Here is a 14669-nt window from a genome sequence, read left to right on the forward strand (position 1 = left end):
CGAATCTATTCCTGTACAGGATGTTATTCCTGTACAGCTTTCCCTCAGCATAGATTCCTGCGTGTACAAGTCAAATGTTTTGTATAGGTTTTTGCGAAGCTGCCCCCACTTTCACGGGCAGGGTGATTATTTCCAGCCCAGCAGCCAGTGATCATTATTTTTCAGCGTTTGCCAATCGAAGCGTTCAGCGCGTTTGGTCAGCACTGCCTGCAACTCGACCTGCAGCACCGTCCCTTCCTCGTCGCGGAACAATTCGGTGACCAGAAAATGCTTTTCGCGGTGTTGCGGCCGTGCTGCTGTCCACTTCGACAGCAGCAGTTTTTGCGGATTGATGCGGTTCATTGCAAATGCTCGTGCAAGCGCCGTGCAGCTTCCTGACCGCTGAGCCAGGCACCTTCGACCCGTCCTGACAGGCACCAGTCTCCGCAGGCGTACAAGCCCAGATCAGCATCGGCCAGCATACCCCATTCATGACCGGTCGCCGGGCGGGCGTAGAGCCAGCGGTGGGCGAGGCTGAAAGTCGGCGCCGGCATGGCACTGTGCAGCAGTTCGGCGAACGCGCCGTGCAATTGCTCGATCACCGCTTCTTTGGGCAGGTCGATATGCTGCCGGCTCCAGGCGCTGCTGGCGTGCAGCACCCAGGTGTCGCAGGTGCTGTCGCGTCCTGGTTTGCTGCGGTTGCGCGCCAGCCAGTCGAGCGGGCTGTCCTGCACAAAGCAGCCTTCGATCGGTGTATCCAGCGGCTTGTCGAAGGCGAGGGCGACGGCCCAGGTCGGGTCCATCTTCACCCCGGCGGCGGCACTCGCAAGTTTCGGTGCAGCAGCCAGCAATGCGGTGGCTTGCGGTGCCGGGGTGGCGATCACCACGTGGCTGAAAGGACCATGGGTAAAGCCCTCCGCGTCCTGCAGATGCCAGTGTTGTTCACCACGAAAGACTTCGGTGATGCGGCAGGCGAAGTGCACTTCCAGGCCGTCGAGCAAACCGCGAGTGATGGCGCTCATGCGCGGCGTGCCGACCCAGCGGGTCTGTTCGTCCGGCGACAGGTTCAATTGTCCGCCCTGCCAGGTGTAGAGCTGCGGGTTCCACTGCGCGACCCAGCCGTTGGCATGCCAGCGCTGAACCTCGGTGGCGAAGCGTCGATCACGCGCCGTGAAATATTGCGCGCCCATGTCCAGAGAACCGGCGTCGCTGCGTTTGCTCGCCATGCGCCCGCCACTGCCGCGGCTTTTGTCGAAGAGCTGGACGCTATGCCCGGCGTCGGTGAGCGCCTGGGCGGCGGAGAGTCCGGCGATGCCGGTGCCGATGATTGCGATAGGTACAGTCATAGGGGCCTCGTTTACCTTTCTGTACAGACTACGCCGTGATTGAAACCTGTACAATTTTGTTTTTTGGTATAACTTCTAGCGTTCTCGATCTGACAGCTTGGCCTATGGTTAAACAATAGAGCCTGCCCGATGGAAAAGATCCCTGCTTATAAAAATAGACTAGTGATCCGGGTAAAACGCCACGCGAGGAAGATGTGATGCGCATATTGCTGACCGGCGGTACTGGTTTGATAGGACGTCAGCTCTGCCGACACTGGTCAGGGCAGGGGCATCAGTTGACGGTGTGGAGCCGGCGTCCGGAAAAAGTTGCGCAAATCTGTGGAGCACAGGTGCGCGGCATTGCGCGTCTGGAGGATTTGGGTGACGAGCCACTGGACGCGATCATCAATCTGGCCGGGGCGCCGATTGCCGATCGGCCGTGGACACATCGGCGCAAGGCGCTGTTGTGGAGCAGCCGCATTACCCTGACCGAAACCCTGCTGGCGTGGCTTGAAACCCGTGAGCAGAAGCCGGCGCTGCTGATCTCCGGCTCGGCGGTTGGCTGGTACGGCGACGGCGGTGAGCGCGAGCTGAGCGAAGATTCGCCGCCGGTGATCGATGATTTCGCCAGCCAGTTGTGCATCGCCTGGGAAGAGACGGCACAGCGCGCCGAGGCGCAAGGCATCCGCGTGGTGCTGGTGCGCACCGGGCTGGTGTTGTCGGCCGAGGGCGGCTTTTTGTCGCGCCTGCTGCTGCCATTCAAGCTCGGTTTGGGCGGGCCTCTGGGCAATGGTCGGCAGTGGATGCCGTGGATTCATATCAACGATCAAATCGCCCTGATTGATTTTCTTCTGCACCGCAATCAGGCGAGCGGTCCTTATAATGCCTGCGCGCCGAAACCGGTGCGCAATCGCGAATTTGCCAAGACGCTGGGCAGCGTGCTGCACCGCCCGGCGTTCATGCCGATGCCGGCGCTGGCGCTGAAAGTCGGCCTCGGTGAGATGTCTCTGTTGTTGCTGGGTGGCCAGAAGGCCGTGCCGGCACGCTTGCTGGAAGCGGGTTTCACTTTCCAGTTCACGGAATTACGCGCGGCTCTGGATGATCTTTCCAGCCGCCTCTGAAATAGGACGTTGCATGACCGATCACGCCTTGCTTCTGGTCAACCTGGGTTCCCCGGCCTCCACCTCGGTGGCCGATGTGCGCAGCTACCTCAATCAATTTCTGATGGACCCGTACGTGATCGACCTGCCGTGGCCGCTGCGGCGCCTGCTGGTGTCGCTGATCCTGATCAAGCGCCCCGAGCAGTCGGCCCATGCCTACGCCTCGATCTGGTGGGAGGAGGGCTCGCCACTGGTGGTGCTCAGCCGCCGTCTGCAACAGCAGGTCACCGCGCAATGGAGCCACGGCCCGGTGGAACTGGCGATGCGTTATGGCGAGCCTTCGATTCAGACCCGGTTGTTGCAACTGACCGCCGCCGGGCACAAGCGCATTACCCTCGCGCCGCTGTATCCACAGTTCGCCGACAGCACCACCACCACGGTGATCGAAGAAGCCCGGCGGGTGATTCGCGAGAACAAACTCGATGTGCAGCTCTCGGTGCTGCAACCGTTTTACGACCAGCCGGAATACCTCGACGCCTTGGTCGCCAGTGCGCAAGCGCATTTGCAGCAGGATTACGATCACCTGCTGCTGAGCTTTCATGGCTTGCCCGAGCGGCATCTGACCAAACTCGACCCGACCGGCAATCATTGCCTGAAGAATCAGGACTGCTGCAAGAACGCTTCGCCGGCAGTTCTCGCCACCTGCTACCGCGCCCAGTGCCTGCGCACCGCGGCCGAGTTCGCCAGGCGTGCGGGGATTGCCGATGGCAAGTGGTCGGTGTCGTTTCAGTCGCGTCTGGGGCGAGCCAAGTGGATCGAGCCTTACACCGAAGCGCGGCTGGATGAACTGGCGAAAAGCGGGGTAAAAAAGATTCTGGTGATGTGCCCGGCGTTTGTCGCCGATTGCATCGAGACCCTGGAAGAGATCGGTGATCGCGGCAGGGAGCAGTTCCGCGAAGCGGGGGGCGAGGAGTTGGTGCTGGTGCCGTGCCTGAATGATGACCCGCAATGGGCCAGGGCGTTGGCAACACTTTGTGAACGGGCGCCACTGGCCCTCTAGTATGAGCCAAAAGCTTCGTCGGAACGCCGCCCGGAGCAAGCCCGCTCCCACATTTGATTGCATTTCAATGTGGGAGCGGGCTTGCTCGCGAAGGCTGACTGTCAGGCTATGCAGATCTGAAGGGTTAGATCAGCGGTTCATCCGCCTTCTTGTGCTTCCAGCTGTCATTGCCCGGCAGGATCAGGTTCAGCGCAATCGCCACCACCGCGCACAGCGCGATGCCTTTGAGGCCGAAGTCGTCCGGACCGGTGCCGGTGCCGACCAGCACACCGCCGATCCCGAACACCAGGGTTACCGAGACGATCACCAGATTGCGCGCTTCGCCCAGATCGATCTTGTGACGGATCAGGGTGTTCATCCCTACCGCCGCGATCGAACCGAACAACAGGCACAGAATCCCGCCCATCACCGGCACCGGAATACTTTGCAGCAGCGCGCCGAACTTGCCGATGAACGCCAGGGTGATGGCGAAGATCGCCGCCCAGGTCATGATTTTCGGGTTGTAGTTCTTGGTCAGCATCACCGCGCCGGTCACTTCGGCGTAGGTGGTGTTCGGCGGCCCGCCGAACAGACCGGCAGCGGTGGTGGCGATGCCGTCACCGAGCAGGGTGCGATGCAGGCCCGGCTTCTTCAGATAGTCACGGCCGGTCACGCTACCCACGGCAATCACCCCGCCGATGTGTTCAATGGCCGGGGCCAGGGCCACGGGCACGATGAACAGGATCGCCTGCCAGTTGAACTCCGGCGCGGTGAAATGCGGCAGCGCAAACCAGGGCGCGGCGGCAATCTTCGCGGTATCGACCACGCCGAAATAGAACGACATGGCAAAGCCGACCAGCACGCCGGAAATGATCGGCACCAGGCGGAAGATGCCCTTGCCGAATACCGCCACGATCAACGTGGTCAGCAGCGCCGGCATCGAGATCATCATCGCGGTCTGGTAATGAATCAGCTCCGAACCGTCGCCAGCCTTGCCCATCGCCATGTTCGCGGCAATCGGCGCCATGGCCAGACCGATGGAAATGATCACCGGACCAATCACCACCGGTGGCAGCAGACGGTCGATGAACCCGGTGCCTTTGATCTTCACGGCGAGGCCGAGGAAGGTGTAGACGAAGCCGGCCGCCATCACACCGCCCATGGTCGCGGCGAGGCCGAACTGGCCCTTGGCGAGAATGATCGGGGTGATGAAGGCAAAGCTCGACGCGAGGAACACCGGCACCTGACGCCCGGTGACGATCTGGAACAGAATCGTCCCCAGACCCGCGGTAAACAGCGCCACATTCGGGTCAAGGCCGGTAATCAGCGGCATCAGCACCAACGCGCCGAACGCCACGAACAGCATCTGGGCGCCGGACAGCACCGTGCGCCAGAGCGGATCGTTGAACTCTTGCTGCATGCTTACGCGTCCTTCTGCTTGGTGCCGAAGATCTTGTCACCGGCATCGCCAAGCCCTGGGATGATGTAACCGTGTTCGTTCAGACGTTCATCGATGGAAGCGGTGTAGATGGTCACGTCCGGGTGAGCCTTTTCTACCGCCGCAATGCCTTCCGGCGCGGCGACCAGCACCATGGCGCGGATGTCCTTGCAACCGGCTTTCTTCAGCAGGTCGATGGTCGCGACCATGGAGCTGCCGGTGGCGAGCATCGGGTCGATGATCATCGCCAGACGTTCGTCGATTTCCGGAACCAGTTTTTCCAGATAAGTGTGGGCTTGCAGGGTTTCTTCGTTGCGGGCCACACCCACAGCGGAAACCTTGGCACCGGGGATCAGGCTCAGCACGCCTTCGAGCATGCCGATACCGGCGCGCAGGATCGGCACCACGGTGATCTTCTTGCCGGCAATTTTCTCCACCGACACGGTGCCGCACCAGCCTGCAATATCGTAGGACTCCAGCGGCAAATCCTTGGTAGCTTCATAGGTCAACAGGGCGCCGACTTCCTGAGCGAGCTCACGGAAATTCTTGGTGCTGATGTCAGCGCGGCGCATCAGGCCGAGTTTATGGCGGATCAGCGGATGGCGGATCTCGAGAATGGGCATGGAAAACTCCGGCGGCGGGCAAAAAAACCGGCCTAGATTAATCTATCCGAGGGTGATGTCCTATAGGACATTCAGTACGTTAGTCCACAAATGCTTGATTCGGCCGTGCGGGATGCGTACCTTTGCCCGCTTTTCCGAAAACATCCCCCTGGAGAGCGCCATGTCCGCTGATCTCGAGCATATCCGTCAAATCATGCGAGAGGCTGACTGCCTGTACACCGAATCTGAGGTCGAGGCCGCCATCGCCCGCGTCGGTGCACAAATCAACGAACAACTGGCCGACAGCAATCCGGTGGTGTTCTGCGTGATGAACGGCGGGCTGATTTTCTCCGGCAAACTGCTGACCCATCTGCAGTTCCCGCTGGAAGCGTCCTACCTGCACGCCACCCGTTATCGCAACGAAACCAGCGGCGGCGACCTGTTCTGGAAAGCCAAGCCGGAAGTCTCGTTCATCGACCGCGACGTGCTGATCATCGACGACATCCTCGACGAAGGTCACACCCTGGGCGCGATCATCGACTTCTGCAAACACGCCGGCGCGCGCAAGGTGCACACCGCCGTACTGATCGACAAGGACCACGACCGCAAGGCGCGTCCTGATCTGAAAGCAGACTTCGTCGGCCTGCCGTGCATCGACCGTTACATCTTCGGTTACGGCATGGACTATAAAGGCTACTGGCGCAACGCCAACGGAATCTTTGCCGTTAAAGGAATGTAATCAATGAACACGCCGGGCTTTCTTGATCAAACGCTATTCGCTGAATTGGCCGAGAAAGCTGCGGCCAGCCCTCGTGGTCGTCAGCACCACAACTTCCATCAGATGGAAGAGGCGTGTCATCGCATGGCCGTAGGCTTGCAACCGAGCACTTATATTCCGCCGCATCGACATCTGGGTGAAAACAAGGCGGAGACACTGCTCGTGCTCAAGGGCCGGCTGGGTCTGTTGATCTTTGATGAAACCGGTGCGGTGATGAAAAAGCAGGTTTTGCAGGCCGGTGGCGAGTGTGTCGGTGTCGATCTGCCGACGGGCGTCTATCATGGTTTGGTAGCGTTGGAAGCCGACAGCCTGATGTTCGAGTGCAAGGCTGGCCCCTATCGTCCAGTCGGTGAAGGCGAACTTGCTCAATGGGCCCCGCGGGAAGGTGAGGCCGGTGTTGCTGATTACCAGGCATGGATGCGCGCGCAGTTCGATTGACCCGAGACTGGAACAAAAAAGGTGCACGCTGCTGACAAAGCGATCTGCCCCTTTTTTGCTTTGCCGCACTCAGTGAAACCCGGATAGAGTGCTCGGCCATGCCCCGGAGCCTGTCATGAGCCTCTTGATCCGCAGCCTTACCGCCCTGTTGCTGACCCTCAGTCTGCCGCTGTTTGCCTCCCCCATGCACAGCCAGTTCCTGCCGCCGGACGACCTGACCGTGCGCGATGCAGAGCCCGAGCAACAACAACTGCTGCAGGTCACCGACTACTCCGTAGTGGTGGGCGCGCAACGCCAGTCCAATCAACAACCGATTCCGGTCACCTCGTCGCTGCTGATCCGCCTCAAGGGCAAGTCGCTGAACAAAGGCGCGACCATCGCTCAGGTGCTGGTCAACTTCGATGGCGAAAGCAAAAGCCTGAAAAAACCGGCGTATGACGACAAGAGCAAAACCCTGACGCTGTATTACCCGCTGGCGCAGTACCGGGTGGTGATCGACCTGCTGCGCAACGACACCGTGTATGTGCAGTTCCTCAGTTACGCCAACGGCCATATCTGGGCCGATTTGCACACCGGGGCCGTTCGATCGCGTTGAGCCCGGCGCCCGGGCAGGGGTAAACTGCCCGCCCCGTGTAATGTCTGCGAGCTGGAGTCGGCAATGCGTAAAGATAAGAAACAGGTGATTGGTGACGAGATCGGCGATGAGCAGATCAAGCTGTTCCTCGATTTCGAGCCGGTCGACGCCACTTCGCCGTCGCTGCACAAATTGGTCAAGGCTTACCGTGGCCTGCGCATCGATGATTTCGAGCGTTTCCTGAGCTTCTTTGTTGCGGCGGGTTATGACGTTGATGGCAAGGATGAGCAGGGCAAGACGTTTGTGGATCTGATCGCCGATCAGCGTAATGCCCAGGACTACATCGAACTGATCGAAAAGTCCCGCACCTGACATTTGCCAAAAAAACATTCTTGCCAGATTGGTGGTGTTGGCTCTGGCCCTTTCGCGAGCAAGCCCGCTCCCACATTGATCTCTGTTGCCACACATCGTGTGTGCACAGGAGATTCACTGTGGGAGCGGGCTTGCTCGCGAAAGCGATGTCACTCACACCATAGATTTTGTGGCTGACTGTTTTTCCGCATAAAAAAACGCCCCGCACTCACTGAGTACGGGGCGTTTTTTATGCCGCAAGATCAAGCGAAGCTTGGCGTCTCGCTGCTTTCTTCAACCAGTTCCAGGGCGATGTTGTTCTGCGTGTTGATCTTGCGATACAGCGCAGCATCGGTTTCCAGGACTTTCTCACGGGCCGGGAAGATCTCGGCCAGTTTGCCAGCCCATTCACCCTTGGCCTTGGCCGGGAAGCACTTCTCGATCAGTTCGAGCATGATCGAAACGGTCACCGACGCACCTGGCGAAGCGCCGAGCAGGGCGGCGAGGGAACCATCCCTGGCCGCGACCAGTTCGGTACCGAATTGCAGGATGCCGCCTTTTTTCGGGTCTTTCTTGATGATCTGCACCCGCTGACCGGCCACTTCCAGGCGCCAGTCTTCGGCTCTCGCCTCCGGGTAGAAACGGCGCAGGGAGTCCAGGCGCTGTTCCATCGATTGCATCACTTCGCTGACCAGGTACTTGGTCAGGTCCATGTTGTTTTTCGCCACCGCCAGCATCGGCCCGATGTTGCTGGCGCGCACCGACAGCGGCAGGTCCATGAAGGAGCCGTGCTTGAGGAACTTGGTGGTGAAACCGGCATATGGCCCGAACAGCAGGGATTTCTTGCCATCGACCACGCGGGTGTCCAGGTGCGGCACGGACATCGGCGGCGAACCCACCGCGGCCTGGCTGTAGACCTTGGCCTGGTGATGCTTGACCACTTCCGGATTGTCGCAACGCAGCCACTGGCCGCTGATCGGGAAGCCGCCGAAGCCTTTGCTTTCCTCGATGCCCGAAGCCTGCAGCAATGGCAGCGCTGCGCCGCCAGCACCGAGGAAGACGAACTTGGCGTCGACTTCACGGCTGGCGCCGCTGTTGACGTCCTTGATGCTGACGGTCCAGCCGCTGCCGTTACGCTTGAGGCCGGTCACGCGCTTGCAGTATTTGACCTGGGTGTCGGGAGCGCTGGTCAGGTGCTTGAGCAACTGATTGGTCAGGGCGCCGAAGTTGACGTCGGTGCCGTTCATCACGCGAGTCGCGGCCAGCACTTCGTCCGGCGAGCGGCCCGGCATCATCAGCGGCATCCACTCGGCCATCTTGGCCTTGTCTTCGGTGTATTCCATGTCGGAGAAGGCGTGGTGCTTGTGCAGCACGTTGAAGCGTTCCTTGAGGAACGACACGCCTTTGTCACCCTGGACGAAGCTCAGGTGCGGCACCGGGCTGATGAAGGATTTGCACGAGCCGAAGGTGCCTTTTTTGGTCAGGTATGACCAGAACTGCTTGGACACTTCGAACTGGGTGTTGATGTGCACGGCTTTCTTGATGTCGACGCTGCCGTCGGCTGCCTGCGGGGTGTAGTTCAGCTCGCACAGGCCGGCGTGGCCGGTACCGGCGTTGTTCCACGGGTTGGAACTCTCCGCCGCACCGGAATCCATCAACTCGACGACTTCCAGCTTGATCGCCGGGTCGAGCTCTTTGAGCAGTACTGCCAGGGTGGCACTCATGATGCCGGCCCCAACCAGAACTACGTCGACTGCTTCGTTATGCGCCATTTAACGCGTCTCCAAAATCTGCAGCACCAAATTGTCGGCATGGCTGCCAGGGAGTGACGGGGCAGGTCAGTTGCGCCCCGGATACCCATGGCCAGGTTCGCCATGTCCGAATCTTCGCAATTTTTCGCAACTTCGACGGATGCAGGCGGCCTGGCTTCAAGAGTTGCATGAACTCATTTCAGCGCGCGGCTGGCAATTCGACTTATGGTCGAGACATCCGTTTTGTGCAACCAAATCCGTAGCGGACAGGCTTCAGGCTCCGATGTTCGAGGTATCCCCGGTCCTGTGTCGTTGGGCTGTTTCAGACGCTAATGGTGCATGTTCAGACGCAAAACTATTCATTTGCTCGCCACACTCTTGTGAAGTTGTGAAAACCCGTTTTTTTCACGCTCTTTTGAAGACGTGAACCTCAAAAAAGGGCTGTCCCAGCCTGGCACCTGCCCGCAAAGGCAAAACAACGCGGTGGCCGAGCGTATGACAGCTCTGCAGATTCGCGAAAAGCGGGGTTTTGCCGGAAGAACAGGCAAGCGCGCCAACTTCACTCGATCTGTGTGGGCGGCTCTCTGTGGGCGATTTTGATGTCGATGCAGGTGCATTGACGCTGTTGCGAGGCCCGATCAGGAGACGTCCTTATAATCGGGGGGAGATTGTATCGAAGAAACGCGGGGAGTTGCGCGAGTTTAATGACTTTTATTAGGCATCCGGTCAGATGCTTAACATCGCCTGGGTACGTGCGCGCGGCTGCGACTCCATGACGCGGGCGCTGGCCGGCAGCGGCTGGTGCAACCAGTTGAGGCGGATTTCCTCGATTTCGACCCAGCCATCGCCCATCGGCTTGAGGCTGCACTGTTTGAAGGCCTGGCAGTGGCCGTTGCGGTCCAGCAGGGCAAAGCTGCGGTGCAGCGGGCGTGGGGCGAACAGCGAGATCAGATAACGCATGGCGAGTACCTTGTTGGGGGACTGATTGGAAGCTTGCCGGGAGGCCGTGACGCCAAGGTGTATGGGCGGTGAATAATCTGTGACAGGAACCGCATTCCCGAGGGTTGGTCAGACATTTGAGTATTCACTGTCGAGTGCTGGTTACCCGCAGTGGCCCACCGCTATACTGGCGGCCTGTTTGTGCCTGATTCTGGAGAAAAGAGCATGTTGCAACGCCTGTTGTTCGGTTTGATCACTGTGACCAGTTTGACCCTGGTTGGCTGCGCCCACAGCCCGCAACAACTGAGCCCGGAACCGAAGCTGACCACGCAGCTGGCGCCGGTCGGTCATGGTCAGCAAGTGGTGGTGCGCGTGGTTGACGGTCGCCCTTCGCCAACCCTCGGCACCCGTGGCGGCCTGTACCCGGAAACCAGCGCAATCACCGTGCAGCGCGAGCAGATCCTGCCCAAGCTGCAGGCCCAGGCTGAAGCCGCCGTGCGTCTGCTCGGTTTCACCCCGACCAACAGCGGGATGAACGCGCCGCAACTGACCGTGACCCTGACCGAGCTGAAATACCAGTCGCCGAAAGAAGGCATGTACGTGACCGAAGCCACCATCGGCGCGACCTTCCGCTCCGACGTGCAGAGCGGCAACCGTCGCTACAGCGGCCGTTACGGCGCTTCGCTGGACCAGCGTTTTGGCATGGCGCCGAATCAGGAAACCAACACCAAACTGGTCAGCGATGTATTGAGCGACGCCTTGACCCGTCTGTTCAAGGACCCGACCGTAGGTCAGATCCTCGCCGAGTAAGCGTTGCAACGGATGTGAAAAAGCCCGGTATCAGTGATGGTCCCGGGCTTTTTTGTGACCACATAGTTTGAATCTTGCAAAAATCCCTGTGGGAGCGGGCTTGCTCGCGAAGGCGGTGTGTCAGTCGAAATCAATGTTGGATGACACGACGCCTTCGCGAGCAAGCCCGCTCCCACAAGGGGATTTGTTTTTTTCAGGCGGCTTGTGAATAGAAGTCGAGGACGCTGACGCCCGTCAGCAAGTCAGTCTCCGGCAAATCCGCATGCTGGTGCCCGCCCAAGGCGCAATACACCAGCCAATGGCGATCCTGGACATTGAAGGCAAGGCTGCCAACAAGGCTCTGTTGTTCGTCGCTTGGGGTGATGAGGTACAGACGGTCCTGGTTTTCGGCGTGCAGCATGTCGCGTTCCATGTGAGTTTCGAGGCGCGCATGGTGGCCGATGTAAATGACGATGCCGTGACACAGGACAGCCATCGGTCGATTGTCGGGTTATTTGTCGCAAAGACCAGGGCAGTGCCGGAGGGTTTCGGTAGAATCCGCGCCGCAGTCGTCGATCGGGCGCCTGCCACCGATTCAGTTTCGAGGTCTGTGATGTCGCTGCACTTGATGACGCTGTTTACCGCCCATCCCGCCAAATTGATCAACTTGCTGGCGCTGGCCCTGGCCTTCCCCGGCAGTTGGCTGCTGCATGCGACCCGCCGCCGTGAACAGCGCGCCCTGGCCAGCATCGCCGCGCAACGCCAGGCCCAGCCGAACGCCGAACCGATTCTGGATTGGGCGACGCTGCGCATGAACCGGTTTTTCTACCGCTTCGGTTTCGCCTGCCTCGGCCTGGCCCTGATCGTTTCCTGGATCAGCACGCGCTTCTAATAGCAAAAGATCGCAGCCTGCGGCAGCTCCTACACCAATCCCGTGTAGGAGCTGCCGCAGGCTGCGATCTTTTGATCTTGCCATCGTGTTACAGCGGCAACCCCGCCTTGACCCGGTACTGATTACGCACCGGCGTCGCATATTGCAGCACCAGATACGGACGGTGCTCCTCAGGACAGGCGTCCAATCTTCGTTGCCATTCTTCCTGCGCCTTGGCCAACTCCTCGGCCGGGAACACGTCGGCGGCTTTCGGCACGTTCAACTGCGGGTCGGCATCGGCCCACTGCGCGTAAGCCAGGTAATGCACCGGGAACAGGCGATAGCCACCCAGAATCTGCTTGTCCATCTCGGTGGCCAATTGCTTGGTGTCCTCGAACAACTCGGTGATCGGCGCCGCAAAGTTCACGTGCACCCGGCCCTTGTAGCCGGTGATGCCCTTGGCGATGCTCACGTCATCCTCGCCCGGCGCCTTGGCGTAGGTGCCGGTGGTGGCGCGGATATACAGCTCGCGGGCCTTGGCCTGATCGCACGGGTCGTATTCGTAACTGATCGACACCGGCGTCAGGTTCAGCGACTGGATGACTTCGCCGAACGGCTCGTCCTTGCGGCTCATGTGGAACATCTTGAGGATCGCCGATTCGGTACGGTCGTCGCCGTCCTTGGCGCGGCCCTCTGCCTGAGCGATCCAGATCGAGGCGCAATCGTTGCGGATCGAGTGGTTGATGTACGCCGACAGCAGCTGATACGCAGCCATTTTCTCGCGGCGCCCGGTGATCGAGCGGTGCACGATAAAGCTTTTGTTCAGGCGCATCAGGTCGCTGACGAACGGTTTCTGCAGCAGGTTGTCGCCAATCGCGATGCGCGGAGTCGGCAGACCGGCGTGGTACACGGCGTAGTTGACGAAGGCCGGGTCCATCACGATGTCGCGGTGGTTGGCGATAAACAGGTAGGCGCTGCCGGACTTGAATTGCTCGACCCCGGTGTAGGTCACGCCGTCGGTGGCGCGCTCGATAGTGTGGTCGACGTAGAACTCGACCTTGTCCTGCAGCGTGGCCACCGAATTGACACCGGCGAACTCACGGCGCAGCCGATGCGCTATAAGTGGTTTGAGCATCCAGCCGAAGGCACCGGCAAAACGCGGGAAGCGGAAGTGGGTGAGGATATCTAGAAACGCCTTGTCGCCGAGCAGTCTGGCCAGTACCGCAGGTACTTCGCTGTCGTCGTAAGGTCGGATGGCATCGAATTCGCCCATCATGCTCTCTTGTTGGAAACGGCTAGGGTAAGTAAAGGTTTTGATCGAAAAACAGCGGGGCACGGTCTGAAAAGTAGCCAGACAAAAATAGCCCTGCAAATAGACCGGCGATTATACGCACAAGTCACCTGGGAGACCGCGATGCTGGAAAGCGCACTGTATGAATGTCCGTATTGTGGCGAAGAGGTGGAGACGACGGTGGACTTGTCCGGTGGCGACCAGACCTACATCGAGGACTGTCAGGTGTGTTGCCGGCCGATCACCTTTGTTTTGCAGGTGCACGGCGAGGACTGGTTTCTGGAAGTGTTCAGCGAGAACGAGTGAGGGCCGCCCATGCAGCGAATCTACGAGCCGGAAAACCTGATGGAAGGCGAGATGCTCAAGAGCATGCTCGCCAGCGAGGGCATCGAAGCGCACCTGGTGGGCCGCGATTTGCTCGGCGGAACGGGTGAGCTGCCGATTTTTGGCCTGCTTGGTCTGTCGGTCGATAACGATCAGGCCGAATACGCCCGCGAACTGATCACCGCGTACAATGCCGCGCTGCCGCTGCCCGGCGATGAACCGGAGAGCTTCCCCGGGACGCTGGTCTGTTAGGCTGGCGTTCGTTTTACTTCTGAGTCGTGTTGCCCCATGTGTGGACGTTATGCCCTGTTTCGCTGGAACCGCGATTTTGCGGCCCTGCCCGGATTTCCCGCCGATCAGCAGGCGCAGTGGAACATTTCCCCCAATGATTCGGTGTTGATGCTGCGCGCCGAGGCCGACGGCCAACGCACGCTGGCCCGTGCCCGTTGGGGTCTGACGCCGCCATGGCTGACCGATCTGTCGAAGACACCGGCGCATGCCCGGGCGGAAACCGTGGCCGAGCAGCCGATGTTCCGTGAAGCCTTGCGTCTGCGCCGCTGCCTGTTGCCGGCCAACGGTTTCTACGAATGGCGCGGCACCGTACGCAAACGCCCGTACTGGTTGACGCCGGGGGAGGGCTCTTCGCTGTTTTTCGCGGCGATCTGGGAAGCGTATCCGGTGCAGGAGCAGGTGTGGCTGAGCACGGCGGTGATCACCCAACCAGCGGCCAGTCAGCGCCGGCCGCTGATTCTCGATGAAGCGGGGCAGGCGGCCTGGCTCGATCCCGAGACGCCGCTGCATGTGCTGCAGGGTTTGCTCGCCAGTGAACCGGCGGCATTGCGCGAGCGGGCGTTGGCCAATCTGGTGAATGATCCGAAGCTCAACGGGCCGGAGTGCTTGACTCCGGGTTAAAGCTTGTAGATCAAAAGCCCCTCATCGGAACGCCGCCCGCCTAACCCTCTCCCGGAGGGAGAGGGGACCGACCGAGTTGTCTCCCGCGATGCATCGACCTGAAAAATAATGGCGATTATGGATTCGCTGAAATACTTCCAGGTCGGCGTATATCGCCAATATCCCCCA

General features: G+C 60.1%; 19 protein-coding genes. 11 read left to right on the top strand and 8 right to left on the bottom strand.

Annotated features, from left to right (window positions below; genetic code table 11):
• Positions 1-126: 126 nt before the first annotated feature.
• Both ACXR0M_RS11500 and ACXR0M_RS11505 read right to left on the bottom strand, forming a co-directional pair.
• The gene (locus ACXR0M_RS11500) at positions 127-342 is read right to left on the bottom strand and encodes a TIGR02450 family Trp-rich protein (protein WP_458832007.1); all 216 of its coding nucleotides are present in this window, start codon (positions 340-342) and stop codon (positions 127-129) included.
• Positions 339-1325, bottom strand: a complete 987-nt coding sequence (locus tag ACXR0M_RS11505; RefSeq protein WP_458832008.1) for an NAD(P)/FAD-dependent oxidoreductase — start codon at positions 1323-1325, stop codon at positions 339-341. The genes ACXR0M_RS11500 and ACXR0M_RS11505 overlap by 4 nt, the downstream gene beginning before the upstream one ends.
• Positions 1326-1522: 197 nt before the next feature.
• On the opposite strand from ACXR0M_RS11505, the gene ACXR0M_RS11510 reads away from it, so the two are divergent.
• Entirely contained in the window at positions 1523-2425 is a 903-nt protein-coding gene (locus ACXR0M_RS11510; RefSeq protein ID WP_458832009.1) for a TIGR01777 family oxidoreductase, read from the top strand.
• A 13-nt stretch (positions 2426-2438) separates the two neighbouring features.
• Complete coding sequence (hemH, locus tag ACXR0M_RS11515) at positions 2439-3464, top strand: ferrochelatase (RefSeq protein ID WP_458832010.1); 1026 nt, start codon at positions 2439-2441, stop codon at positions 3462-3464.
• 124 nt (positions 3465-3588) lie between these two features.
• Here the strand turns inward: hemH and ACXR0M_RS11520 are convergent, their stop codons facing one another.
• Together ACXR0M_RS11520 and upp are read right to left on the bottom strand one after the other, a co-directional pair.
• Positions 3589-4863, bottom strand: coding sequence for a uracil-xanthine permease family protein (locus ACXR0M_RS11520; RefSeq protein ID WP_007951684.1), 1275 nt, complete (start codon positions 4861-4863; stop codon positions 3589-3591).
• Positions 4864-4865: 2 nt separating this feature from the next.
• Entirely contained in the window at positions 4866-5504 is a 639-nt protein-coding gene (gene upp, locus ACXR0M_RS11525; protein WP_007912842.1) for a uracil phosphoribosyltransferase, read from the bottom strand.
• A 160-nt stretch (positions 5505-5664) separates the two neighbouring features.
• Here upp and ACXR0M_RS11530 point away from each other — a divergent pair, with 160 nt between their 5' ends.
• The 4 genes from ACXR0M_RS11530 (at position 5665) to ACXR0M_RS11545 (ending at position 7645) form a co-directional block, all read left to right on the top strand.
• A complete protein-coding gene (locus ACXR0M_RS11530) occupies positions 5665-6222 on the top strand; it encodes a hypoxanthine-guanine phosphoribosyltransferase (RefSeq protein WP_016987197.1) in 558 nt (185 codons plus the stop codon).
• Between the two features lie 3 nt (positions 6223-6225).
• Entirely contained in the window at positions 6226-6699 is a 474-nt protein-coding gene (locus ACXR0M_RS11535; protein ID WP_458832011.1) for a WbuC family cupin fold metalloprotein, read from the top strand.
• A gap of 115 nt (positions 6700-6814) precedes the next feature.
• Positions 6815-7294 carry a hypothetical protein gene (locus tag ACXR0M_RS11540; RefSeq protein WP_458832012.1) on the top strand — a complete coding sequence of 160 codons (480 nt, stop codon included), beginning with the start codon at positions 6815-6817 and terminating at the stop codon, positions 7292-7294.
• Positions 7295-7357: 63 nt separating this feature from the next.
• Positions 7358-7645, top strand: coding sequence for a PA4642 family protein (locus ACXR0M_RS11545; RefSeq protein WP_458832013.1), 288 nt, complete (start codon positions 7358-7360; stop codon positions 7643-7645).
• Between the two features lie 242 nt (positions 7646-7887).
• On the opposite strand, the gene mqo is transcribed toward ACXR0M_RS11545, so the two are convergent.
• Both mqo and ACXR0M_RS11555 read right to left on the bottom strand, forming a co-directional pair.
• Positions 7888-9396 (bottom strand): malate dehydrogenase (quinone), encoded by a 1509-nt coding sequence (gene mqo / locus ACXR0M_RS11550; protein WP_458832014.1) that lies wholly within the window; start codon positions 9394-9396, stop codon positions 7888-7890.
• Positions 9397-10101: 705 nt separating this feature from the next.
• Positions 10102-10335, bottom strand: coding sequence for a hypothetical protein (locus tag ACXR0M_RS11555; RefSeq protein WP_458832015.1), 234 nt, complete (start codon positions 10333-10335; stop codon positions 10102-10104).
• A gap of 204 nt (positions 10336-10539) precedes the next feature.
• On the opposite strand from ACXR0M_RS11555, the gene ACXR0M_RS11560 reads away from it, so the two are divergent.
• A complete protein-coding gene (locus ACXR0M_RS11560) occupies positions 10540-11124 on the top strand; it encodes a YajG family lipoprotein (RefSeq protein ID WP_458832016.1) in 585 nt (194 codons plus the stop codon).
• 193 nt (positions 11125-11317) lie between these two features.
• On the opposite strand, the gene ACXR0M_RS11565 is transcribed toward ACXR0M_RS11560, so the two are convergent.
• A complete protein-coding gene (locus tag ACXR0M_RS11565; RefSeq protein ID WP_047296561.1) occupies positions 11318-11524 on the bottom strand; it encodes a hypothetical protein in 207 nt (68 codons plus the stop codon).
• 192 nt (positions 11525-11716) lie between these two features.
• On the opposite strand from ACXR0M_RS11565, the gene ACXR0M_RS11570 reads away from it, so the two are divergent.
• Positions 11717-11995 carry a hypothetical protein gene (locus tag ACXR0M_RS11570; protein WP_003228098.1) on the top strand — a complete coding sequence of 93 codons (279 nt, stop codon included), beginning with the start codon at positions 11717-11719 and terminating at the stop codon, positions 11993-11995.
• A gap of 88 nt (positions 11996-12083) precedes the next feature.
• On the opposite strand, the gene ACXR0M_RS11575 is transcribed toward ACXR0M_RS11570, so the two are convergent.
• A complete protein-coding gene (locus ACXR0M_RS11575) occupies positions 12084-13250 on the bottom strand; it encodes a 1-acyl-sn-glycerol-3-phosphate acyltransferase (RefSeq protein WP_458832017.1) in 1167 nt (388 codons plus the stop codon).
• A 138-nt stretch (positions 13251-13388) separates the two neighbouring features.
• Here ACXR0M_RS11575 and ACXR0M_RS11580 point away from each other — a divergent pair, with 138 nt between their 5' ends.
• From ACXR0M_RS11580 to ACXR0M_RS11590, 3 genes are read left to right on the top strand one after another with little or no spacing between them, the layout of a single operon-like run.
• Complete coding sequence (locus tag ACXR0M_RS11580; protein ID WP_020799766.1) at positions 13389-13571, top strand: CPXCG motif-containing cysteine-rich protein; 183 nt, start codon at positions 13389-13391, stop codon at positions 13569-13571.
• 9 nt (positions 13572-13580) lie between these two features.
• Positions 13581-13841, top strand: coding sequence for a putative signal transducing protein (locus ACXR0M_RS11585; RefSeq protein ID WP_458832018.1), 261 nt, complete (start codon positions 13581-13583; stop codon positions 13839-13841).
• A gap of 36 nt (positions 13842-13877) precedes the next feature.
• Positions 13878-14501: an SOS response-associated peptidase gene (locus ACXR0M_RS11590; protein ID WP_458832019.1), complete on the top strand. Its 624-nt coding sequence runs from the start codon at positions 13878-13880 to the stop codon at positions 14499-14501.
• Positions 14502-14669: the final 168 nt, after the last annotated feature.

The organism is Pseudomonas sp. Eth.TT006 (assembly GCF_054456575.1).